Origin of the sequence: Mycobacterium sp. (genome assembly GCF_965229265.1) — a bacterium.
Lineage (GTDB): Bacteria > Actinomycetota > Actinomycetes > Mycobacteriales > Mycobacteriaceae > Mycobacterium.
In genome coordinates this window covers 32,968-54,278 of the sequence record NZ_CBDDIY010000013.1, presented here as the reverse complement: position 1 = coordinate 54,278, position 21,311 = coordinate 32,968, and the positions used below count along the sequence as shown (strand labels likewise).

Below are 21,311 nucleotides of genomic sequence, written 5' to 3'. Positions count from 1 at the left end.
CTAGGCCGTCGACGTCGTCAGGCTGGTCTCGGTGGCCTTGATCGAACCTTTCCGGTTGGTGTCGGGGTAGTTGAAGGTCACGTCGGGCAGATAGACGTCGGTGTTTCCGATCGTCATGTGGAACGTGCCGGTCACGGATTGGATCGGCGGGGCGTACTGAAAATTCACCTGGGTCATGGAGGGCACCTTGACCGTGTAGGACAGCGTCTCGGTATACGTACTGGTCCACGTCTGCGATGTCTCGCTGGACACAGAGGCTTCCACCGTAGCCAGCACCTTCGTGCTGACCTTCGTGCTCAGCGTGAGTTTGTCGGTCACGGTGTAGGTGTTGGTGACCGTTCCGGTGGCGGTGTAGCTCTGTTCGACGCTGGTGCTGTTCTGGTAGGGGGAGAACACGTCTTTGTACGGACCGTAGTAATCAGCCGCGCTGTAGTAGGACGTCGGCGTGAAGTCGTATGTGCCGCCGGTGGTATCCGTATCGCACAACGTGTCGATCGCGTTCACCAGTTGTTCGTCGGTCAAGTCGGTCAGGGTGAGGGTGGTGCCCACGGCGTCGGTCAGGTGGATTGTGCAATTTGTGTTGGTGCAATCCGATGAGCAGCTTCCGCTGGTGCAACTGGCGACTGAGCTGTCGTCGTCGGAGTCCACGATGAACGTGCTGTGCATCTTGAGGACCCACTGGTCCTCGGAGTCGGCTTTGCTCTGGAAATACGCTCGTACGTCAAAGTTGTAGAAAACGTATTTGGTCGCTTCGAAGATGGCGGTATCGCCCACCCCCAGCACCGCGCCCGTCGCCGGCCCAGCCCAGTCCTCCTCATAACCGTCTTCGGCCGTGACCCCGGTAAGTTCCATTTCCTGCGGGGTGTAGTTCGTGACGTAGTACTTGTGCGTAAAGCCGCTCAGCTGAGATGTTCCCGGTAACGAGATTGTCGACGCGGCGGGCAATGCCGTCGCGGCGGCCGGTGACCAGCTGTTGAGCAACTCCAGGTGGGCCCGGTCGATGACGGTGACGGTGACCTGCTTCGGGCCCGCGAACGGGTTGAAGATGTTGAACCCGCCGTCGTCGACTCTCACGGTGAAGGCGTCGGCGCCGTTGAAGCCGTCGCCGGGGGTGTACTTCCAGCTGCCGTCGGCGTCGACCTGCACAGTTCCGTATGCGGGGTCGCTGACCAGTGCGTAGGTGAGTGTGGCGCCTTCGGGGTCGGCGGCGCCGAGCGTTCCCTCCAGTCGGCCGTTGGCCCGGATGATGCTTTCGAACGGGGCGGCGGTCGGCGCCTGGTTGAACAGTCCGCGACGCAGCAGGAGAAACGCGCCCTGGAGGAATTCCGCCGCGGGGTTGGTGCCCAACCTGTTGAGCAGCGAACTCACCGATCCCAACCAGCCGTCGATCGCAGCGTCTATCCCGGTGTTGAGCGCGGCAATGGGGTTCACCGCCGCGACTGACGGCGAGCCCGGCGCGGGATGGCCAAGTGCACCATCGGCGGCATTCGACGCGGTGACGGGCGTCGCTTCCGTTGCGGCCGAGGGTGATTGCGCGGAGCGGGCTGCGGCTGTCGAGGTCGCCGCGCCGGCCCGGCCGGTGTCTGTCGGTGTGGAGTCCGGTTCGGTCAATCGAGTATGTCGGCGCGCTGGATCGTGAGGCGCGGCCGAGCGCGCAGACTGAGCCGTCCCGATCCGGCCCGCGCGGTTGGCTACCCCTACCCGTGCCGGGCCCGTCGAGCCCCGGGTGATCGCGGCATGGGCAGTACCGCCGCGGTCAGGTCCCGCGGTCTCCGGGGAGGATGACCCAGTGCCCCCGTCGTCGGCCGTGGCGACACCGACGGCTTGCGGCAACGCCAGTCCGATCCCCAGCGCACACACAGCCGCACCGAGACGCGCACCAAAAATTGCTGAATACACGACCCGCCCGCCCCTCGACGTAGGTGTCGACAACACAGAAGGCGCTAAGCCCACGCACAGGTTAGGCACTGAAACCGCCGGTATCGCGGGCATTGATGGCAAGTTCAATCAACCAACTCACGGTCGACACCCTCGGTCAAGATCCCGCCCACCAAGCGTTCACAAATTTGCGGTCAGAGGCCACTCGGTGGCCGTGCCAAGCGCAGTGTCGCCGGGGCCGGGAATTCTCGCACCGGCGCCGCACAGAGCGCGCAGAGGAAACGCATAGGGTTCCAACCTTTACCGGTCTGTGTTCTTACCGTGACTCAAGTGCACCACTGTTACCGAAGTGACATTTGTGGCTCGTGCTTCTGGGCCAAACCGGCGGGGTAGGAAACCACATGACCGTTCGCACATGCAGCGCACCCACTAACTCGGGCCACCCGGTCAGGACGGGGGCGGGCGCCGGGGCGTCGTTGGCTCTGCGGTCGGTTGCCGTCACCGCCGGGGTGTTCATCGCCGCCACTGCGTGGCCGGCCTCGGCGCACGCGGATCCGACCGACACGACGTTCACCAATGTTCTGAGCACCGTGGGCATCGGAAACGGTGGTCCGATCACCCAGCTGATCGAGCAGATCGGACAACAGATCTGCCCGTTGATCGTGCAGCCGGGCGGCAGCCTGGTGTCCAACGCCACGGAAGCGGGCGGCTACGGTGGGCTCGCGTCCCAGGTCACGGGGTTCGTGGCCGAGCAGGCCATCAAGTCCCAATGTCCGGCGGTCATGACCGAGCTCGCCAATGGCAACTTCGCGCCGCTCATGCAGCTGCTGAGCACTGCGAATCAAGCCTCGGGCGCGGTGTCCACGCTGGGCGGCGCGGGCCTGCCGTCGGTTACGGTGCCACAGACCGGAGTTCTCAGCCCCTGAGCAGGTCATCGTCGCTAACGCGGGTAGTCGCGCCGCCGATAACGTGGTTAGGTTGTGGGCGGGGCTGTATGTGTGCCCCTTAAGGCGGAATCAGGTGACTGTGAAACGACGGATCTATGCCGGGGCATTTGCGATGGCGATCGCCCTGAGTCCAGTGGTGTTCGCAGCACCGGCGGCCGCCGACGGCTGCCCTAGCGGGACGGTGCCGACCCGGTTCCCCGGAGTGTGCGTGGCGGGCCAGTCCGGTGGACAGGTACCCCAAGCCGTCGGCCCCTCGGACGTGTCGACGAACTTCCAGCCGAATCAGATCCCCACGATGAACGGCGTGCCCTGCAACTGGAACCACTGGGGCACCTGCTGGGGAATGGCCCAGAACGGCGGGTAGTCCTCGGTCGTCCGGCCCGCGAATGCGGGAGCGCAGCGCCCGGGTGGATCACCGCAGTGCGGCGATGCCCTCGTCGAGGGCGGCTTCCAGGTAGGACAGATCCCCGGTGGCGAGCATAATGCCGACACCGCCCTGGATTCCGGCCAGTAGCGACGCTGCCGCCCGGTCGGCACTGACCGAGCCGGCAACCTTCGACTGTGCTTGCATCGACTCGATGCCGGTGGCGATCGCCCGGTGCCAGCTGGTCATCAGCTCGGCGGTGACCGCCCGGGCGCCGGGAGTGGTTCGGCCGATCTCTGACATCAACACCGCGATCGGGCAATTCGGGCCTTGGCGCCGGTAACGGTCGACCACGGCGTCGCGCCAGCGCCGCCAAGCCGCCCAGGACGTCAACGCGTCCAGGTGCGGCTGTTGATCGTCGAGCACCCTCTGCGATTCGAGTGCGGCGACCGCCAGCAGCAACTCGTCCTTACCGCCGGGAAAATAATGGAATACCTGGCTTTTCGACGTCCTGGTGCGGGCCATCACGTCCTCCAGCGTGGTGAGGGCGACGCCGTGGTCCCGGATCTCGGCAGCAGCCCCCTCGATGATGCGCTGGCGCGTGGCCCGGCCCTTCGCTGTCAGTTTCTGGACTTGAAGGTCCATTTTTTCCGGCGAAGCATGGGGACTCATGAACCCAGAAGATACCCGGTTGTCCGGGCGCAGAGCACTTGTCACCGGCTCCACGGCTGGCCTCGGAGCCGCTATCGCCAGGGCGCTGGCGGCCAGCGGGGCGTTCGTCGTGGTCAACGGGCGCGACACCGCACGGGGTGAGGCCGTCGTCGCTGACATACGCCACCGCGGTGGCGACGCCGCATTCGTCGCCGCGGACCTGGCAGCAGGCGCGGCGGAAGTGAGACGGGCTGCGGCCGCGGCAGTCGAGAGCGCGCATGGCGGCCTGGACATCCTGGTGAACAACGCCGCCACCCTGCTGATGCCGGCCCCGACCGCCGACGTCAGCGCACAAGAGCTTCGGGAGGCGTTCGCGGTCAACGTCTTTGCACCTTTTGAGTTGACCGGTGTGCTGGCTTCGCAGCTGGCCCGCGACGGAAGCGGCGCGATTGTCAACATCGGCTCGATCACCGGCCTGCGGGGATCCAGCGGATCCGCCGTCTACAGCGCCACGAAGGCTGCGATCCATTCGCTCACCAAGTCCTGGGCCGACGAATACGGACCCGCCGGTGTACGGGTCAACGCCGTTGCACCCGGGCCGATCGCCACCGAACGACAGGGCGAGTTCGCCGATCACCTCGCCCCCGTCCTCGGCAGGTTGCCCTCTCGCCGAATGAGCACTCCGCAGGAAGTGGCTGCGGCGGTGGTATTCCTGGCCGGCGACGACGCCGCCAACATCCACGGCGCCGTCCTCAGTGTGGACGGGGGCTGGGCGGCGACCTGATCTGGATCAGGGGGCCGGAACCAGTCCGGCGGCCTCCTCCAGCGCGGCGAGGGCGGGCTCGAGCGCATCGGTGAAATCGTCGATGTCCGGGGCGATTTCGGGCGTCGTCGACACCCCGAAATCCAATGAGCCGCGGTAGCTGAGGCAGGTCACATTCAGTCCGACGTCGAGCATGAGCGGACCGATCGGCACCAGGGTGTCGACCGGCGCACCCGCCAGATATAGCGGGAAGTCCGGTCCCGGCACATTGGAGATCACCAGGTTGATCGGCACTACGCGGTCACCGAGGTGGGCAGCCGAATACGCCCGCACCGCCAACCCGAGCAGGCCCGGCGGCGTCGTCTCGGTCAGACCGACGATCTGGTGATCGGACAGCGTCCGGGCCATCTCCTTGGCGCCCTGGGAGTTTTCGTAGATGGCGCTGAGTCGCTCGACCGCGTCATCGACGTCTGTGGCCAGGCTGATCGTGGTCGACACCATCTGGTTGCCGCCGGTCGACGCCTCAGTGTGCGTCGACACCGGGATCTGCGCCACCAGTGACCGGTCGGGGAGTTCGCCGCGGGCCTGCAGATAGTCCCGCAGCGCACCCGAAATAACCGCCAGAACAACATCATTGAGCTTTACGTCGTAGGCCCGCTTGACGGCCTTGACCCGGTCGAGGGACAGGCTGGCGCAGGTGACCCGGCGCTGCGGGGTGAGCTGGGTGTTGAACCGGGTAGCCGGCGCATCGAAAAAATTCGGCGGTTTGTTGGACACCGTCCGAGCGGCGAGCTGCTGGGTGACCGTCTGCTGCACCACCCGCAGCACCCGGTAGGGGGTCATGACGGCGATGTTGAACAAGGCACCCAGCGCACGACGCTCGATGCCGGGCAGTCGCGCGCCGGTGTCGGGCACGTCCGTGGCCGGCTCTCGGGGCTGTGGGGTGACGTCGAGCAGGATCTCGCTCAGACCCGCACCGGAAACGCCGTCGATGATCGCGTGATGCATCTTGGTCAGGTAAGCGACGCGGTCGCCCTCCAGACCCTCGATGAACCATAGCTCCCACAACGGTCGATCCCGGTCCAGTGGGTAGGACATCAGCCGCCCGACGAGTTCCTCGAGTTCGGAGCGCCCGCCCGGGGCGGGCAGTGCGACACGCCGAATGTGGTAGTCGATATCGAGTGCGGTGTCCTCCACGAGCCACGGCCGGTCCAGACCGTGGCGTGCCCCGGCGATTCGGTGGCGCAGGATCGGCAGCTCGGGCAGCCGGTTGGCGATGAGGTCCCGCACGGTGTCGAAGCTGAAGTCGGCCACCGCGCTGGGATCGCAGATGCCCAGCGCGCCGATATGCATCGGGCAGGTGTGCGTGTCGGCCCACCAGAACGCCGCGTCGAGGCCGGAGAGGCGCTGCATGGCGCCAGCGTAGAGCCCGCCGAGTGTAACCACCATCACAGTCGGGCAAACCGAACACGAACGGGCGCTTTCAGCAGGCGCACAGCATGACGAACCCCGGCTGACGGCGGTCGCGCTGATAGGCTGCCTGGGTCGCCGCTGAGGAATCGCGGTGGCGCGGGGTCCGGCCCGTGGGGACGATGTGGCGTCGAAAAGCAAGCAAGAGTCGGAAATGAGTGTCGTGCGAACCGGAGAGATCAAAGCGCTGACCGGTCTTCGCATCGTCGCCGCCATGTGGGTGGTGCTCTTCCATTTCCGCCCGCTCATCTGGGAAGCCTCGCCTCGCCTCGAGGACGACCTGGCGCCGCTGTTCAACGCCGGAGCCCAAGGCGTCGACCTGTTCTTCATCCTCAGTGGATTCGTACTGACCTGGAATTATCTCGACCGGATGGGGCCACACTGGTCCGGCCGGGCGACCCTGCATTTCCTGTGGCTGCGGTTGTCGCGGGTGTGGCCGGTGTACCTGGTCACGATGCACATCGCGGCCGCGTGGATCATCTTCACCCTGCACGTCGGAACCGTGCCGTCCCCGGACGTCGAGAAGCTCACCGCCATCAGCTACGCGCGCCAGCTTTTCATGGTGCAGCTGTGGTACGAGCCGTTCTTCGACGGGACCAGTTGGGACGGGCCGGCCTGGTCGATCAGCGCGGAATGGTTGGCCTATCTACTGTTTGGCCTGGCGGTTCTGGTGATCTTCCGGATGGCCCGGGTGACCCGGGCGCGCGCCCTGTTCTTGCTGGCCTTCGCCGTCGCGCTGCCGCCGACGGTCCTGCTGCTGGCCAGCGGCCACCTCTACACACCGTGGAGTTGGCTACCGCGCATCGTGGCCCAGTTCCTGGCCGGCGCGCTGGCCTGTGCGGCGGTGCGGCGGCTGCAGCTCGGCCAGGGCGCACAACGCGGCGCGGGCGTGGCCGCGATCGTGCTGACCGCCGCGATCGTCGGCATCCTCTACTGGTACGACGCCAACCCCGTCGCCGGCATGGTCGACCCCGGTGGGGTGGTTGCCCTGTTGTTCATGCCGTTGGTGGTCACGCTGTCGATCGGTGTGGGCAGCCTGCCAGCCTTGTTGTCCACCCGGCTGCTGGTCTACGGCGGCAAGATCTCGTTCAGCCTCTACATGGTCCACGAGTTGGTACACACGGCGTGGAACTGGGCGGTGCAGCAGTACCACCTCGACTTGTCCAAGCCGGTGCAGAAGGTCGTGGTCGTCGGTCTGATCGCGGCAGCGGTGGCCGGATCGATGCTGCTGTTCCACTTCGTCGAGGAGCCGGCTCGCCGCTGGATGCGCAGGATGGTCGACTTCCGCGACGTCAAGGGCGGGCAGGGCGGCGCCGCCCAGCCTCCCGGCAGTCGGCTGGCCTCCATTGATCAGGCCCGCGACGGCCGGCCGGCCTCGGCGTCGATGCGCGCCGGCTGAGTCGGCTTTGTGCTCAGCCCTGGTGTGCGGCAACGTCTTCCGTATGCGGTGACGGCGCGTTGACAGGCGGCCGATGGCCGGGGGCAGTAAGCTGCCAGCGTCGGGCGCGAATCAGTGAGGTGCCATTTTGACCCGCAGGGAAGGGCTTATCCGCGTCATCACCACTGGCCTGTGGGGCCTCGTGGTGCTCGCCGCGGTCATCGGCTACTCGCGGCCGCCGGGCGGCTACGAACTCGCCAACCGCGGGTCGGTACTGACCCGCATCGCGGTGATCGGCGACTCGTATACGACCGGCACCGACGAGGGGGGTCAGGGGCCCCGGTCCTGGACCACGCAAGCCTGGCAGCTGCTGGGCGGCCAAGGTGTGAAGATCGACGCCGACGTGGCCGCCGAGGGCGGGGCGGGGTACGGGATCCGGGGCAACCGCGGCAATGTGTTCGAAGACCTCACCGTCAGGGCCGTCAACCGCGACGACGTCCTGGTGGTGTTCTTCGGTTCCCGCAACGACCAACCCGTCGATCTGCAGAAGTACCCGATCATGGTCAACGAGACGTTCCAGATCGCGCGCCGGGTGGCACCCGGGGCCAAGTTCCTCGTGATCGGGCCACCGTGGCCGACGGCTGACCCGCCGCTCGAGGTGCTGGCCCTGCGCGACAATCTGCGCGCCCAGGCTGCTCGGGCCAATGCGGTGTTCATCGACCCGATCGCCGAGGGCTGGTTCGTGGGGCGGCCCGACCTGATCGGTCCGGATGGTGTCCATCCGACCGACGAGGGCCACCGCTACATGGCCGAAAAGATTGCGCCGCTGATCCGCAGTCAGCTGACCATCCCGCTGTGAGCGCGCGCGGTCACGGCCCGATCCACGGCTGATTGTTGCCGAGGTTGTTCGTATCGACCTGGTAGCACTGCGGCGGGGTGCTGAACCCGAACGCGCCGCCGGTGTCGCAGCGCTGGAAGAAGCCGCTGGGATCGATCGGCCCGTCACAGCGCTGGCCACCACCCCACGGGGTCCACAGTCCCTGGCATCCTGCGTTGGCCGCCGGCGCCGCAACCAGCCCGATACCGATGGCGGTGATCGCGCAGACCAGCACGGAACTGAATTTATTCATCGCCGATCTCCTTGACGTCGAACCTCAAGTGAGGTTTGGATACCCGGTTCATCGCGGTGGCATTCGCCGTCGTTATCGGCCCGATGCCGGCTGCGGCGCGATTTGCCGGCGATGGGAAGCGCTCAGCGCGGCCGTCCGGCGCCGCGACGGGTGATGACCGCGGATAACGGTTGGGAATCGACCGGCCCGTAGCGATCGAGACCGTCGACTTGTCCTGGTAGACCGATTAGCTGATGCTGAGTGGCATGTGGGTGCGGCGGCCGGGGGCGTTTCGATGGATGCCGGTGCTGGCGATACTCACCGTGGCCATGACGGTGTTCGCGGCCGACCGTGCGACGCCGCCGCTGCCCTTCAACGTCATCGCCGGACCATTCGCCCGACTGCTCGCGCAGGCCGTTGACCTCGGACCGGCCCGCATCGACCGCGTGCAGGTGACCGCCGAGCTGCGCGCCCCCGACGAGCCGGTGGCATTGAGCGCCTGGGCCCGCAGTCGGGGCCTTTCGGTCCGGTGGCGGGACGGCGACCCCTGGGCGATCGTGGAAGGCGCTCCGCGGGCACTGGCTCGTGCCCTGGACGTGGCGGTCCACGATTACCGCCGCCGGGGCGGGGACGAGGTGTTCTATGCCTCGCCGCAGCAACCCCTGGTCCCGCAGCAGCTCGCCGACGAGGTCACCGGGCTGGGCCGCATCCTGGGGTACACGCCCTGGCACGAAGGCACACCGCCGAGCCTGCCGCTCGACGTCCCCGACGGGGGGCTCATGCCGACCCAGCTGCTCACCGCCTACAACGTGAACTCCTTGACGTCGGCGGGATACACCGGCAAGGGGCAGACGGTGGCCGTCTTCGCCTTCGACGGGGTGGATCAGCGTGACCTGGACCGGTTCTCCGAATGGTTCACCCTGCCCAAGGTGAATCTGGAGGTGATGGGCGAGATGCCGCCGGAACGGCGCGGTGAGGCGTCGATGGACGTCCAGTTCATCCACGCGATCGCGCCGTCGGCCAGGATCGTGCTGGTGAATGCCCGGGTCACCGCCGAGGGTGACGCGGCCTACGAGAAACTCGGCAAGCTGATGGAGGCGGTGGATCGCCGCTACCCCGGCGCGGTGTGGAGCTTCTCGATCGGCTGGGGCTGTGACCGCCTGCTGAACCGGGCCGACCTGGCGCCGGTCCGTTCGGCGCTGGCCCGCGCGCATCGCAACGGCACGACAGCCTTCGACGCCAGCGGAGACCTGGCCGGCCTGGAATGTAAAGGCGGGCACGACTGGTCCGACCCGCCCAGCCCCGACGATGTCGGCGTCGACGCCGTCGCGTCGCTTCCGGAGATGACCAGCGTCGGCGGGACGACGTTGTCGACCGACTCCGAAGGGCAGTGGCTGGCCGAGCAGGGATGGTACGACGTCCCGCTGACGCAGGGCAGCGGCGGCGGCGCGTCCACGTTGTTCGCTCGTCCTTCCTGGCAAGCCGGCCATGAACACTCCGGCCCGCACGACAAACGACTGGTGCCCGATATCGCCGCGGTGGCCGACCCGTTCACCGGCGTCAAGTTCGTCTTCAATGGGCAGATACTGGTTGGGGGCGGTACTTCGCAGTCCGCGCCGGTGTGGGCCGGGCTGGCGGCGGTGATGAACCAGTTCCTCACTGCGCGCGGGTTGTCCCAGCTGGGGGATCTCAATCCGCTCATCTACGAGATCGCCAACAGCTCGACGATCCCGGCGTTCCGCGACATCAACCTCGGCGCCAACGCCGTCACCCCCGTCGTGCCCGGCTACGACATGATCACCGGACTGGGCACCCCCAACATCGAGAACCTCGTCAAGGCCCTGCTGGTGCTGAAGTCGGTGAACCGGTGACCGAGGTGGCGGGCGCCCGCGAGGACGCCGACTCCTTCACGGGTTACGCGGTGCCCGGCCGACGGTACCGGGCCCGCAAACAACGCGGCCCCGGCTACTTCGTCACCCTGGGCATCTGGGTGGTCGTGCTGGTGGTGGCGATGATGGCGTTGAGTGTGGTGGCGACCCGGCTCGTGGAGTCGCCGGTGAAGTACCAATGCCCACCGGACTGCGGCCGGCCGCCGACCGGGTTGCCGGTGGCGACCAACCCGCGGTTCTTCGCCCCGGACGGGTCGTTCTCGGTGTCCTACCCGGCGCCGGGCGCCGCCTACGACGTCAAGACCGACGACACTGGTGTGACGGCCGAGCTGAACGTCGGGGATGGCGGGACGCTGCGGCTGTTCAGCCAGCCGGCCCTTGGCCGCGACGCGGCGACGGTGGCCGCAGATGTGTTGGGGGAGTTGTATCCCGACGCGGAGCGGTCCTACGAGCTGCCCAACGCGATCCTGGGTTACGAACCCGGCTACGGCGAGGTCGCCGACGACTGGCCCAAGGGGACCGCCACCGACGACGACCACCTCCGGATCCTGATCATCGTCGCGGTGAAGAACGACCTGGCGCTCATTGCCGGCGCGGTCGGCCCGTTCCACCAGTTCGGCCCGGACGACGGGCCGGGTCCGCCGTCACCGGCGAACCTGTTCATCGCCAAGGACATGGGCAAGTACGTCAACAGCTTCATGTGGCGCGGCGACCCGCCGCGCTGACCGGGGCCGGCCCGATCAGTCCTGCACCGCCTTGGCCACCGCGATGCAGGTGGTCAGCCAATCCTTGTCGGCCGGTGGTCCGTCGGCCAGCGCCCACATCGCGTTGATGACCATCCGGACGATCACCCACGCCCGCGCCCTGTCCTCATCGAAGCCCGCCGCGTCGACCAGGGTGTAGAACCGCCGGCGCACCCCCTCGCGGACGTCGCCGGCCAGCTCGTCGAACCGGTTCCACAGCATGGGCGCGAGCTCGTAGTGCGGGTCGCCGTTGACCGGTTTGGGGTCGATGACCAGCCAGGGCTCGCGATGACCGGCCAGCACATTGCCGTAGTGCAGGTCGCCGTGGATGACGGCGACCTGGGCTCGGTCCGTCGTCAGGTCCGCGGCGGCGGTGATCGCCTGTTCCACCAGCCGGTGCGGGATCGGGGCACTGCGCGGTAGCGCGGCCAGTTGGCCGGCCCAGCGCTCGACGTAGGACACCAGGGTCCGTAGCTGGGGCATGGCGGGCAGGTGGATGCGCCGGTAGAGGCCGGCGACCACGATGCACGCCTCGACATCGGTGAGCGCGGTCAGGTCGTCGGGTCGCAGCCGCTCCAGCAGCAGGGCCCGGCGGTGCGGGTCGGCACTGAGCAGCCGGACGGCGCCGTCCCCGGCCCAGCGCCGCAGCGCCAGGTGCTCGTGTTCGGACTCGTCGTCGGGGAAGCCGATCTTGAGGACCGCCGCCGTGCCGGTGGGTGTGCGTACCGGCATCACCAGGGAGCAGTATCCGTGGCCGGCGGGGCCGTCGGGTGTCAGCTGCCACTGCGCCAGCACCGCACGGGTTGACGACGGGAGCGAGGCGACCCAGTTCGCCCAGTCGGGTCCGCGCGCAGCCATCGCCCGCACTCCGGTGGGCAGGTCGGTCACGTGTCGGGATCGTCCGGGTGCTCGGTCGGTGGCGGCGGCTTGTTCAGCCAGTCCCTGAGCCGGAAGAGCTGGCTGGCCACGATCCCGAGGCCCACCACGAGCAGGCCGACGACGATGGCAATGGTCACCAGCGGGGTCATCGCCTTCCGAGCCTACGGCCTATCCTGGCGCGAGTGTCCGAAGTGTCTGTCGACCGGGTTCGCGAGGTGCGTCAGCTACGCGCCCGCCTCGACGGGCTGACGATCCGCGACGCCGCCCGGCTGGGCCGACGGCTGAAGTCCTTGCGCGGTGAGGTCGCACCGGACACGCTGCGCCAGATCGCCGATCAGGTCGCCGCGGCCGAGGCGTTGATCGCCACCCGCATCGCCGCGGTTCCGACCATCACCTACCCCGACCTGCCGGTCAGCGAGCACCGCGGCGAGCTGGCCACGGCCATCACCGAGAACCAGGTGGTCGTGGTCGCCGGCGAGACCGGATCGGGCAAGACCACGCAGCTGCCCAAGATCTGCCTCGAACTCGGCCGCGGGATCCGCGGCACCATCGGTCACACCCAGCCGCGGCGACTGGCCGCTCGAACCGTCGCGCAGCGGATCGCCGACGAATTGGGTTCCCCACTGGGTGAGGAGCGGCGGGCAGGAGCGGAGCGACCGGGGATCGAACCCGTCGGGTACACCGTGCGGTTCACCGACCAGGCCAGTGACCGCACCCTGATCAAGCTGATGACCGACGGCATCCTGCTCGCCGAGATCCAGCGCGACCGGCGCCTGTTGCGCTATGACACCCTGATCCTCGACGAGGCGCACGAACGCAGCCTCAACATCGACTTCCTGCTCGGCTACCTTCGGGAGCTTCTGCCGCGCCGGCCCGATCTGAAAGTGATCGTCACCTCCGCCACCATCGAGCCTGCGCGCTTTGCCGCCCACTTCAACGGTGCGCCGATCGTCGAGGTTTCCGGGCGCACCTACCCGGTGGAGATTCGCTATCGGCCGCTGGAAGTACCTGTGGCAAAAGATGATTCGGATGATCCCGACGATCCTGATCATGAGATCGTGCGCACCGAGATCCGCGACCAGACCGAGGCCATCGTCGACGCCGTCGGTGAGTTGGCTGCTGAGCCGCCGGGTGATGTGCTGGTGTTCCTGTCCGGTGAACGCGAGATCCGCGATACCGCAGAGGCCCTGCGGGATCTGCCGAACACCGAGGTGCTGCCGCTGTACGCCCGGCTGCCGACCGCCGAGCAGCAGAAGGTGTTCGCGCCGTCCCGGGCCAGTCGGCGGATCGTGCTGGCCACCAACGTTGCCGAGACCTCACTGACCGTGCCGGGTATCCGCTACGTCGTCGACCCTGGCAGCGCCCGCATTTCGCGTTACAGCCGGCGCACCAAGGTGCAGCGACTGCCGATCGAACCCATCTCGCAGGCCTCGGCCGCGCAGCGGGCCGGCCGGTCCGGGCGCACCGCACCGGGCGTGTGCATCCGGCTGTACTCCGAGGAGGACTTCGCCGCGCGGCCCCGCTTCACCGACCCCGAGATTCAGCGGACCAACCTGGCCGCGGTGATGCTGCAGATGGCGGCGCTGCAACTCGGTGACATCGAGAGTTTTCCCTTCCTCGACCCGCCGGATAGCCGCAGTGTCCGCGACGGTGTGCAGCTGCTGCAGGAACTGGGGGCCTTCGACTCCGGTGGCGCCATCACCGATCTGGGCCGTCGACTCGCGCAGCTGCCGGTCGACCCCCGGCTGGGGCGGATGATCCTGCAGGCCGACACCGAGGGCTGCGTGCGCGAGGTGCTGGTGCTCGCCGCGGCGCTGTCGATCCCCGACCCCCGGGAGCGGCCCACCGACCGGGAAGAGGCGGCCCGGCAGAAGCATTCCCGGTTCGCCGACGAGCACTCCGACTTCGAGTCCTACCTGAACCTGTGGCGCTATCTTGGTGAGCGGCGAAAGGCTCTGTCCGGCAGTGCGTTCCGGCGGATGTGCCGCGAGGAGTTCCTCCACTATCTGCGGATCCGGGAGTGGCAGGACCTGGCCGGTCAGCTGCGTAGCATTGCCCGCGACATCGGCATCCGGGAGTCCGGCGACTCCGAACCGGCCGATCCGGCGCGGGTGCACGCGGCCCTGGTCGCTGGCCTGCTGTCACATGTCGGTCTGCGCGAAGGGGATTCGCGGGAGTACACCGGCGCGCGGAACACCCGGTTCGTACTGGCGCCGGGGTCGGTGCTGACCAAGCGGCCACCGCGCTGGATCGTGGTCGCCGACCTGGTCGAGACCAGCCGGCTGTACGGGCGCGTCGCGGCCCGGATCGAACCGGAGGTGGTCGAGCGGGTCGCCGCAGATTTGGTGCAGCGCACCTACAGCGAACCGCATTGGGATGCCAAGCGCGGCGCGGTGATGGCCTTCGAGCGGGTGACTCTGTACGGGCTGCCGTTGGTCCCGCGGCGCCGGGTGGGATACGCCAACATCGACCCCGTGGTGTCGCGGGAACTGTTCATCCAGCACGCTTTGGTGCAGGGCGAGTGGCAGACCCGCCACCACTTCTTCGGCGACAACGCCCGGCTGCGCGCGGAGCTGGCTGAACTCGAGGAGCGGGCCCGCCGCCGTGACCTGTTGGTCGGCGACGACGAGATTTATGCGTTCTACGACAGCAGGATTCCGCCCGAGGTGGTCTCCGCCCGGCACTTCGACGGGTGGTGGAAGAAACAACGCCACCGCACCCCGGACTTGCTGACCTTCACCCGTGACGACCTGCTGCGGGCCGACGAAGACACCGCCGAGCGCCCGGACAACTGGCGCTCCGATGATCTCTCCCTGCCGCTGACCTACCGTTTCGAGCCGGGCGCTGCCGATGACGGGGTGACGGTGCATGTCCCGGTGGAAGTGCTCGCCCGGCTTGGCGGTGACGAGTTCGGTTGGCAGGTACCAGCACTGCGCGAAGAACTGGTGACAGCGTTGATCCGCTCGTTACCGAAAGATCTGCGGCGCAACTTCGTTCCCGCGCCGGATACCGCGCGGGTGGTACTGGCGGCCATCGATCCGGGGCGCGAGCCGGTGCTCGAAGCGCTGCAGCGTGAGCTGCACCGGCGCACCGGTGTCTTGGTTCCGGTCAGCGCCTTCGACCTGGACAAGCTGCCCGCACACCTGCGGGTGACATTCGCCGTCGAAGCGGCCGACGGGACCGAGGTGGCCCGCGGCAAGGATCTCGAGGTGCTGCAGCGGCAGCTGGCCGGTTCGGCCCGTCGGGCGGTGGCCGAGGCCGTCGCCAGCGACCTGGAACGCTCGGGGCTGAAGTCCTGGCCCGAGGACCTCGAGCGGTTGCCGCGGACCGTCGAACGCACCGTCGGCGGGCACGTCGTGCGCGGGTACCCGGCACTGGCCGACACCGGGGCAGGGGTGGATATCCGGGTGTTCGCCACCGCGGCCGAACAGGAGCCCGCGATGGCGGCGGGCACCCGGCGCCTGCTGCGCCTGACGCTGGCCTCCCCGGTGAAATCGCTGGAGAAGGCTCTGGATCCGCGCACCCGCCTGGTGCTGGGGTCCAACCCGGACGGATCGCTGGCCGCGCTGCTCGACGACTGCGCCGACGCGGCGGTCGACGTGCTGGCGCCGGCGCCGGCATGGAGCAGAGACGACTTCACCGCCTTGCGGGAGCGGGTGGCTGCGGCTCTGCCGTCGACCACCCGAGACATTCTGGGTCGGGTGCAGAAAGTGCTTACCGCCCTGCAGCAGGTGCAACTGGCCCTGCCGGACCGGCCGACGGCGGCCCAGACCGACGCCGTCGCCGACATCAGGGCACAGCTCGCTCGCCTGATCCCGAAGCGTTTTGTCACCGCCACCGGTGCCGCCCATCTGAGCGATCTGGCCCGGTACCTGACCGCGATCAGCCGTCGGCTCGACCGGCTGCCGCAGGCGCCGCAGGCCGACCGTGACCGCATGCACCGCGTGCGGGCCGTCCAGGATGCCTACGACGAACTGCTGCGGGCGCTGTCGCCGGCGCGTGCCGCCGCGGTCGATGTTCGCGACATCGCCGCGATGATCGAGGAGCTGCGAGTCAGCCTGTGGGCCCAACAGCTCGGTACCGCGAGGCCGGTCAGCGAGCAGCGTATTTACCGCGCCATCGACGCTGTCTTGGGCTGACCCCGTCAACGCAAGAGGGGCACCCGGTTCGGGTGCCCCTCGCGCGGAAAACGTTGCTGATCAACGGCTCCCGTGTACGGTCGTATCAACGTGCGGCACGGTGGCCGTCGGAGCGATGTTGTTCACCCAGTCGTTGTGACCGAGGTCGGCCTGCGCGGGCGCGGCAAGGCCCAGAACCGCTGCGGTCAACGCGCCGGCGATAGCGGTGGTGATGGTGATCTTCGTCATGATGTCTTTTCCCTCTTCCTCAACGGCCGGAGTGGATTTCCGTGCCGCTGACTGACCTAACGTCGGGAGGTCGACAATTTAGTTCCGGTGGCAGCCGATGATCGTCGGTTGGCAGCAATTGAATGCCTAATCCCGATTACGCGGTACGACAGTGTGTTCCGGACCACAACGGGATCGGATGGTTCGACAACGGATGCTCGATGGCCACCGGGGCGGGATGGGTGAGTCGAAATGTGAGCCGATTACTGAGCAGCGGAACGGGCAACGGCCCGCCCGGAAGGCTTCGCTGCCGTCGCTCCCGTCGCACTCTGGGCGGCCGCGCCAGCACTCCGGGTGAGTCGGGCCTTCGTTCTCCCGGTGCCGTCGGGGCTATGGGTCGGCCGGACCGCGTTCGGCGATGACTCGTCGCTGTCGTCGCGCGACGTGTCGGCCGACTGCGCACCGGACCGGGCAGCGTCACTGCCGTTGCCGCTGGCCTCAGCCGTGTTGTTCGCTGCCGTTGTGGCTACGCTCGGCTGCTCGACCGCAGCGGTCGTCGTCGAGGTCGTCGAGCTCGCCGAGGCGGTGGCTTGCACGGGTGCTGCAACCGGTGTCGGTTGCCATGGCGTCGGAATGAACGAGTCGATGGCTTTCGAGACCTCGAATGGGGGATTGTCTGGCACTGGCACGTCGGTGGCCAGGGCGTCTGTGATCGCGTCCCTCAGCTCGATCAGGTCTTGCCGGAGACTCGGCACCGTGGTGTATGGGCCGGGCTGGTAGCTCGTGAAATACAGTCGGCCACCTTCGCCGATCGTCTGGTTGATCAGCGCGTCGGGGATCGTCGGGTGGCTGGGGTCGCTGGATGTGCCCAGCAGTCCCACGACAAGGGCATTCCAGATTCTCTCCGGGCTGAGTGTCTGAATGCCGTAGGCGACATTTTCGACGACGTGTTCCGTCGCGTCGAGGGCGATGGTAGCGCTGTCGGCGATGTGGCGGATTGTCGTGGGGAGCTGTTCGGCGATGGCGGTGATCACGGCCGCGCTGCGGTCGCCTACACCGCCGAGGACGTACAGCCCGGCGTTCAGCGTTTGGTACAGCGCCGCCTGGACGGGATTGATGACCGCGAAATTAAACGTTTGCAGTGCTCCGACGAGGTTTCCGGCGAACACCTGCTGCGCTGCGTAGACGATGTTCTTGGGCAGCGCATCGAGCGCCCACACCAAGAGACGTAACGCACCGGGGTACGCGTAGGTGGGATAGTCGGCGTAGTCGCGGATCAGGTACTGGATGGTCTTGTTGACGTAGTCAGAGGCGTTGAGGAAGTACTGGCTGAGGATGGGCGCGCCGGCGGCGAGGAAGTCCGGAATGATGCCGGCTCGGTCGAATGTCGTGACGGGCGGTTCGGCGATGGAGAACAGGTAGAGGTTCGCCTTGTCCAGGGTGTCGAAGAGTTCGAGAACCGGATTGGCCAGCGCCGCCAGTTCGACTGTCGCCATGGTCGGCACGCGGAGCGACGGGTGATCCAGGTCGGGGACTGTCACTGCGCTCGTGGCGATGGCGCTCACGCTGACCACAGCGGCGGCACCGGCGATTAGCTGGGAGCGCACCGCCCGGCCGCTGAACCGTCCGACTTGACTCGCCATGATGACTCCTCCCCGAGAGGTCGTTAGGCGACCTCAAGCTGCGCGATGCTGTGCAAACACGGCGAAGCTAGCACAGTAAACGCGACTGGTCCAACCAGTTGACAACAGGCAATCCCGGCCACGGCCACCCAAGGCCAGGTGCGGCAGCGGGCGGAACACCCGGCCGCTTCGACAACCGATCAGTGGCCCGCCCTGCGCGGTCGTTGTCCCCCGATCGGGGGACAACGGATTCATCCGCGGTCGGGGCCGGTCAGCGGACAGACACCGGCGCCGTGGTGAGAGATCGTTTACTCACCGCCGGCAAACCGGCGAAAGCACGAAGAGAACGAGCACGACTTATGACCATCACGACCACCACCACGACATCAATCTGGTTCAAGCGCATCGCCGCAGGCGCCCTGCTGGCCGCTGGCCCCGCGCTGGTCGCCCTGGGCGGCGCGGCCGACAGCTACGCCGACGCCGCCTCGACGAACGTCGGGCCCAGCGGGATCAGCGCCGGACCCAACATGAGCCACCCCACCCCACACCCGACCTTCCCGGGGCAGAACAACCAGCCCCAGCCGGGTACCTCGATCCATCATCACCACCAGTGGAATCGCGGCTGACGAGCCGGGCGAACCACGGAAACCGTTCGGGCGCGAGAAGTTCTCAGCACTTCTCGCGCCCGAACGCTGTTGTCAACCCGACTCAGGCCGGCAACCCGTCGGCCACCCCGGCGCCACCGTCGGCCGCGGCGGTGTCGAGCACGAAATCGGCCACCCGGGAGCGGTGCTGCTCGGCGGTGCCCAGCAGTGCGGCGTCGGTGGCGGCGCGTTTGAAGTACAAGTGCGCCTGGTGTTCCCAGGTGAAGCCGATCCCGCCGAGCACCTGGATGGTGTCGGCGGCAATGCGGCTGAACGCGGCCGAGGCCGTCGCCTGCGCAATGCTGGCCGCCAGCGCCGGTTCGTCGGAGCCGTCGGTCAGCGCCCAGACCGCGTGATAGGCGGCCGAGCGGGCGTGCTCAAGATCGACGAGCATGTCGGCCAGTTTGTGCTTGATCGCCTGGAACGAGCCGATCTGGCGGCCGAACTGCAGCCGGGACTTGGCGTAGTCGACGGCCAGGTCCAGCAGATGCTGCGCGGCACCGACCTGCTCGACGGCAAGTAGCGCCGAACCGACCTGCAGCGCATGGGTGATCACCCGCTCGGCCTCCTCGGGCCCGGCCAGCAGGCGGGCCGGGGCACCGGCCAGGGTGATCGTGGCCTGTGGACGGGTCAGGTCCAGGGTGGTCAGCGGGGTGCGCTGCACCGCGGTTGCATCCACCGCGTACAGGCCGATGCCCGCGGAACTGCTTGCCGCGAGCAGGATTTCGTCGGCGGCGGCACCGTCGATCACCCGCGCGACGGTGCCGGTCAGCGTGTCGCCCTCGGCGGTCACCGTCACCGCGGCCGGGTCGAACGCCCCGGCCACATCGGCGACGGCGAACGCCGCCGTGCGGGTGCCCTCCACCAACTCGGTGAGCAGCGCGTCCCGCGCGGGGGAGGCCGGGCAGGCCACCAGCGCCGGGATGGCCAGATACACCGTGCCGAACAGCGGACCGCAGCCGAGCGTGGCGCCGATCTCCTCCACCGCGACGGCCTGGTCGACCAGCGATCCGCCGGCACCGCCGTCGTCCTCGGGGACCGAGAGGCCGAGCACGCCGAGCTCGGATCCCAGCCGGCTCCACACCGCGGCGTCGAAGGGCACCTCCGACTCCATCAACCGGCGCACGGTCTGCTCGTCGAAGTTCTCGGCGCAGAACTTGCGCACGGCGGCGCGCAACTGCTGCTGCTCCTCGGTGAACGTGAACTCAGCACTAGCCACGGGGGATCTCCTTCCACGGCATGCCGGCATCGGCACGCAGGTCACCGGGCAGGCCCAGCACCCGCTCGCCGAGGATGTTGCGCATCACCTCGGAGGTACCGCCTTCGATGGTGTTGGCACGGCTGCGCAGGAACCGCTGCTGGATCGGGCCGCGCCAGTCGCCGCTGTCCGCGGCCTCATCGCGGCGCCCGTAGCCGTTGTACAGAATCCCCTCCGGCCCAAGCAGATCCATGCACCACTGATAGATGTGCTGATTCAGCTCGGCGCCGACCAGCTTGCCAATCGAGGCTTCCGGGCCGGGACCGCCTGCGGTCGCCGAGGCTCGCGAGCGCTCGGCGGTCAGGCGCTGGGCTTCCGAACGTAACCACAGCTGCGACAACCGGTCCCGCAGCACCGGGGTGTGCAGGTCCGGGCGTGATGCCCACAGCGCCACGGCGTCTTTGATGGTTCCGCCGCCACGCCGGCTGCCGCTGGCGCCCAGCGCGCTGCGCTCGTTCATCAGGGTGGTCATGGCCACCCCCCAGCCGTTTCCGACCGCGCCCAGGCGGTGGCTGTCCGGAATGCGGGCATCGGTGATGTAGACCTCGTTGAACTCGGCCTGCCCGGTCATCTGCCGCAGGGGGCGGGTTTCCACGCCGGGTGCGTGCATGTCGAGGACGAAGTAGGTCAGCCCCTTGTGCTTGGGCACATCGGGGTTGGTGCGGGCCAGCAGCAGGCCCCACCGCGCCCGATGAGCCAGGCTGGTCCACACCTTCTGGCCGTTGATCACCCACTCGCCACCATCGGGCACCGCCGACGTCGCCAGCCCGGCCAGGTCGGATCCGGCTCCGGGCTCGGAGAACAGCTGGCACCAGATGTGCTCGGTGGTGGCCAGCGGCCGCAGCAGTTCTTTCTTGAGGTCGTCGCTCTGGGCGTGCTCGCGCACCGTCGGCGCGGCCATGCCGTAGCCCATCGGGTTCAGGCCGAGCGGGACGGGCCCGCCGGCACCCTGCAGAATCCGGTCGGCCACCGCCTGCAGGCCGCGGGACAAGCCGAGCCCACCCAGGCCCTCGGGGAAATGCACCCAGGACAGGCCGGCGTCGTAACAGGCGCCGAGGTACTCCGGGATCGGGACGGTCTTCGGGTCGTGGTCGGCGACGACCCGCCGGGCCAGGTCCGCGACCCGGTCGGCATCAGCAACGGTGCTCATTCCGCCACGATAGGGAACGCGGTTTCCGGCCTAGTTGGCAGGTGTCAAGTCTTGCGGATCGTGGGCGACGCGCGTGCGTGCCGACAGTGACCTGATGGCGGAAAATTGGGCCTCGGATCGCCGTGAGGTTACTGTCGGCGGACCTCGCTGTCGGGCCTCGACCGGAAAATTAGAACGTGTTACAGTTCGGCCGCGGTCGAACGCGCGCGCGTCACCTGCG

General features: G+C 68.0%; 19 protein-coding genes. 9 read left to right on the top strand and 10 right to left on the bottom strand.

The window, feature by feature from the left end:
• Positions 1 to 1,611 (bottom strand): Ig-like domain-containing protein, encoded by a 1,611-nt coding sequence (locus ADBZ9K_RS22335; RefSeq protein WP_526624410.1) that lies wholly within the window; start codon positions 1,609 to 1,611, stop codon positions 1 to 3.
• A 668-nt stretch (positions 1,612 to 2,279) separates the two neighbouring features.
• Here ADBZ9K_RS22335 and ADBZ9K_RS22330 point away from each other — a divergent pair.
• Positions 2,280 to 2,804 carry a hypothetical protein gene (locus ADBZ9K_RS22330; RefSeq protein ID WP_526624408.1) on the top strand — a complete coding sequence of 175 codons (525 nt, stop codon included), beginning with the start codon at positions 2,280 to 2,282 and terminating at the stop codon, positions 2,802 to 2,804.
• 94 nt (positions 2,805 to 2,898) lie between these two features.
• A complete protein-coding gene (locus tag ADBZ9K_RS22325; protein WP_526624406.1) occupies positions 2,899 to 3,189 on the top strand; it encodes a hypothetical protein in 291 nt (96 codons plus the stop codon).
• 48 nt (positions 3,190 to 3,237) lie between these two features.
• Here the strand turns inward: ADBZ9K_RS22325 and ADBZ9K_RS22320 are convergent, their stop codons facing one another.
• A complete protein-coding gene (locus tag ADBZ9K_RS22320; RefSeq protein WP_526625580.1) occupies positions 3,238 to 3,834 on the bottom strand; it encodes a TetR/AcrR family transcriptional regulator in 597 nt (198 codons plus the stop codon).
• A gap of 25 nt (positions 3,835 to 3,859) precedes the next feature.
• On the opposite strand from ADBZ9K_RS22320, the gene ADBZ9K_RS22315 reads away from it, so the two are divergent.
• A complete protein-coding gene (locus tag ADBZ9K_RS22315) occupies positions 3,860 to 4,624 on the top strand; it encodes an SDR family NAD(P)-dependent oxidoreductase (RefSeq protein ID WP_526624404.1) in 765 nt (254 codons plus the stop codon).
• A gap of 6 nt (positions 4,625 to 4,630) precedes the next feature.
• Here ADBZ9K_RS22315 and ADBZ9K_RS22310 read toward each other — a convergent pair whose 3' ends face one another.
• Entirely contained in the window at positions 4,631 to 6,016 is a 1,386-nt protein-coding gene (locus ADBZ9K_RS22310; RefSeq protein WP_526624402.1) for a WS/DGAT/MGAT family O-acyltransferase, read from the bottom strand.
• A 211-nt stretch (positions 6,017 to 6,227) separates the two neighbouring features.
• Between ADBZ9K_RS22310 and ADBZ9K_RS22305 the strand changes: the two genes are divergently transcribed.
• Positions 6,228 to 7,472, top strand: coding sequence for an acyltransferase family protein (locus tag ADBZ9K_RS22305; RefSeq protein ID WP_526624400.1), 1,245 nt, complete (start codon positions 6,228 to 6,230; stop codon positions 7,470 to 7,472).
• 127 nt (positions 7,473 to 7,599) lie between these two features.
• Positions 7,600 to 8,310, top strand: a complete 711-nt coding sequence (locus tag ADBZ9K_RS22300; protein WP_526624399.1) for an Rv0518 family GDSL lipase — start codon at positions 7,600 to 7,602, stop codon at positions 8,308 to 8,310.
• 10 nt (positions 8,311 to 8,320) lie between these two features.
• Here the strand turns inward: ADBZ9K_RS22300 and ADBZ9K_RS22295 are convergent, their stop codons facing one another.
• Complete coding sequence (locus tag ADBZ9K_RS22295) at positions 8,321 to 8,581, bottom strand: CDGP domain-containing protein (RefSeq protein ID WP_526624397.1); 261 nt, start codon at positions 8,579 to 8,581, stop codon at positions 8,321 to 8,323.
• Between the two features lie 233 nt (positions 8,582 to 8,814).
• Between ADBZ9K_RS22295 and ADBZ9K_RS22290 the strand changes: the two genes are divergently transcribed.
• Both ADBZ9K_RS22290 and ADBZ9K_RS22285 read left to right on the top strand, forming a co-directional pair.
• Positions 8,815 to 10,431, top strand: coding sequence for a S53 family peptidase (locus ADBZ9K_RS22290; RefSeq protein ID WP_526624395.1), 1,617 nt, complete (start codon positions 8,815 to 8,817; stop codon positions 10,429 to 10,431).
• Entirely contained in the window at positions 10,428 to 11,174 is a 747-nt protein-coding gene (locus ADBZ9K_RS22285) for a hypothetical protein (protein ID WP_526624393.1), read from the top strand. The genes ADBZ9K_RS22290 and ADBZ9K_RS22285 overlap by 4 nt, the downstream gene beginning before the upstream one ends.
• A 15-nt stretch (positions 11,175 to 11,189) precedes the next feature.
• Here the strand turns inward: ADBZ9K_RS22285 and ADBZ9K_RS22280 are convergent, their stop codons facing one another.
• The gene (locus tag ADBZ9K_RS22280; RefSeq protein WP_526624392.1) at positions 11,190 to 12,080 is read right to left on the bottom strand and encodes an aminoglycoside phosphotransferase family protein; all 891 of its coding nucleotides are present in this window, start codon (positions 12,078 to 12,080) and stop codon (positions 11,190 to 11,192) included.
• Positions 12,077 to 12,220 (bottom strand): hypothetical protein, encoded by a 144-nt coding sequence (locus tag ADBZ9K_RS22275; RefSeq protein WP_526625673.1) that lies wholly within the window; start codon positions 12,218 to 12,220, stop codon positions 12,077 to 12,079. The genes ADBZ9K_RS22280 and ADBZ9K_RS22275 overlap by 4 nt, the downstream gene beginning before the upstream one ends.
• A 24-nt stretch (positions 12,221 to 12,244) precedes the next feature.
• Between ADBZ9K_RS22275 and hrpA the strand changes: the two genes are divergently transcribed.
• Entirely contained in the window at positions 12,245 to 16,210 is a 3,966-nt protein-coding gene (gene hrpA / locus ADBZ9K_RS22270) for an ATP-dependent RNA helicase HrpA (protein WP_526625578.1), read from the top strand.
• A gap of 60 nt (positions 16,211 to 16,270) precedes the next feature.
• Here hrpA and ADBZ9K_RS22265 read toward each other — a convergent pair whose 3' ends face one another.
• On the bottom strand, positions 16,271 to 16,438 hold the full coding sequence (locus ADBZ9K_RS22265) for a hypothetical protein (protein ID WP_526624390.1): 168 nt from the start codon (positions 16,436 to 16,438) through the stop codon (positions 16,271 to 16,273).
• A 242-nt stretch (positions 16,439 to 16,680) separates the two neighbouring features.
• Positions 16,681 to 18,060, bottom strand: a complete 1,380-nt coding sequence (locus ADBZ9K_RS22260; protein WP_526624388.1) for a hypothetical protein — start codon at positions 18,058 to 18,060, stop codon at positions 16,681 to 16,683.
• Positions 18,061 to 18,398: 338 nt separating this feature from the next.
• Between ADBZ9K_RS22260 and ADBZ9K_RS22255 the strand changes: the two genes are divergently transcribed.
• On the top strand, positions 18,399 to 18,665 hold the full coding sequence (locus ADBZ9K_RS22255; RefSeq protein ID WP_526624387.1) for a hypothetical protein: 267 nt from the start codon (positions 18,399 to 18,401) through the stop codon (positions 18,663 to 18,665).
• Between the two features lie 82 nt (positions 18,666 to 18,747).
• On the opposite strand, the gene ADBZ9K_RS22250 is transcribed toward ADBZ9K_RS22255, so the two are convergent.
• On the bottom strand, positions 18,748 to 19,902 hold the full coding sequence (locus ADBZ9K_RS22250; RefSeq protein ID WP_526624385.1) for an acyl-CoA dehydrogenase family protein: 1,155 nt from the start codon (positions 19,900 to 19,902) through the stop codon (positions 18,748 to 18,750).
• On the bottom strand, positions 19,895 to 21,091 hold the full coding sequence (locus ADBZ9K_RS22245; protein WP_526624383.1) for an acyl-CoA dehydrogenase family protein: 1,197 nt from the start codon (positions 21,089 to 21,091) through the stop codon (positions 19,895 to 19,897). Before ADBZ9K_RS22245 ends, ADBZ9K_RS22250 begins: the two co-directional genes overlap by 8 nt.
• Positions 21,092 to 21,311 lie beyond the last annotated feature (220 nt).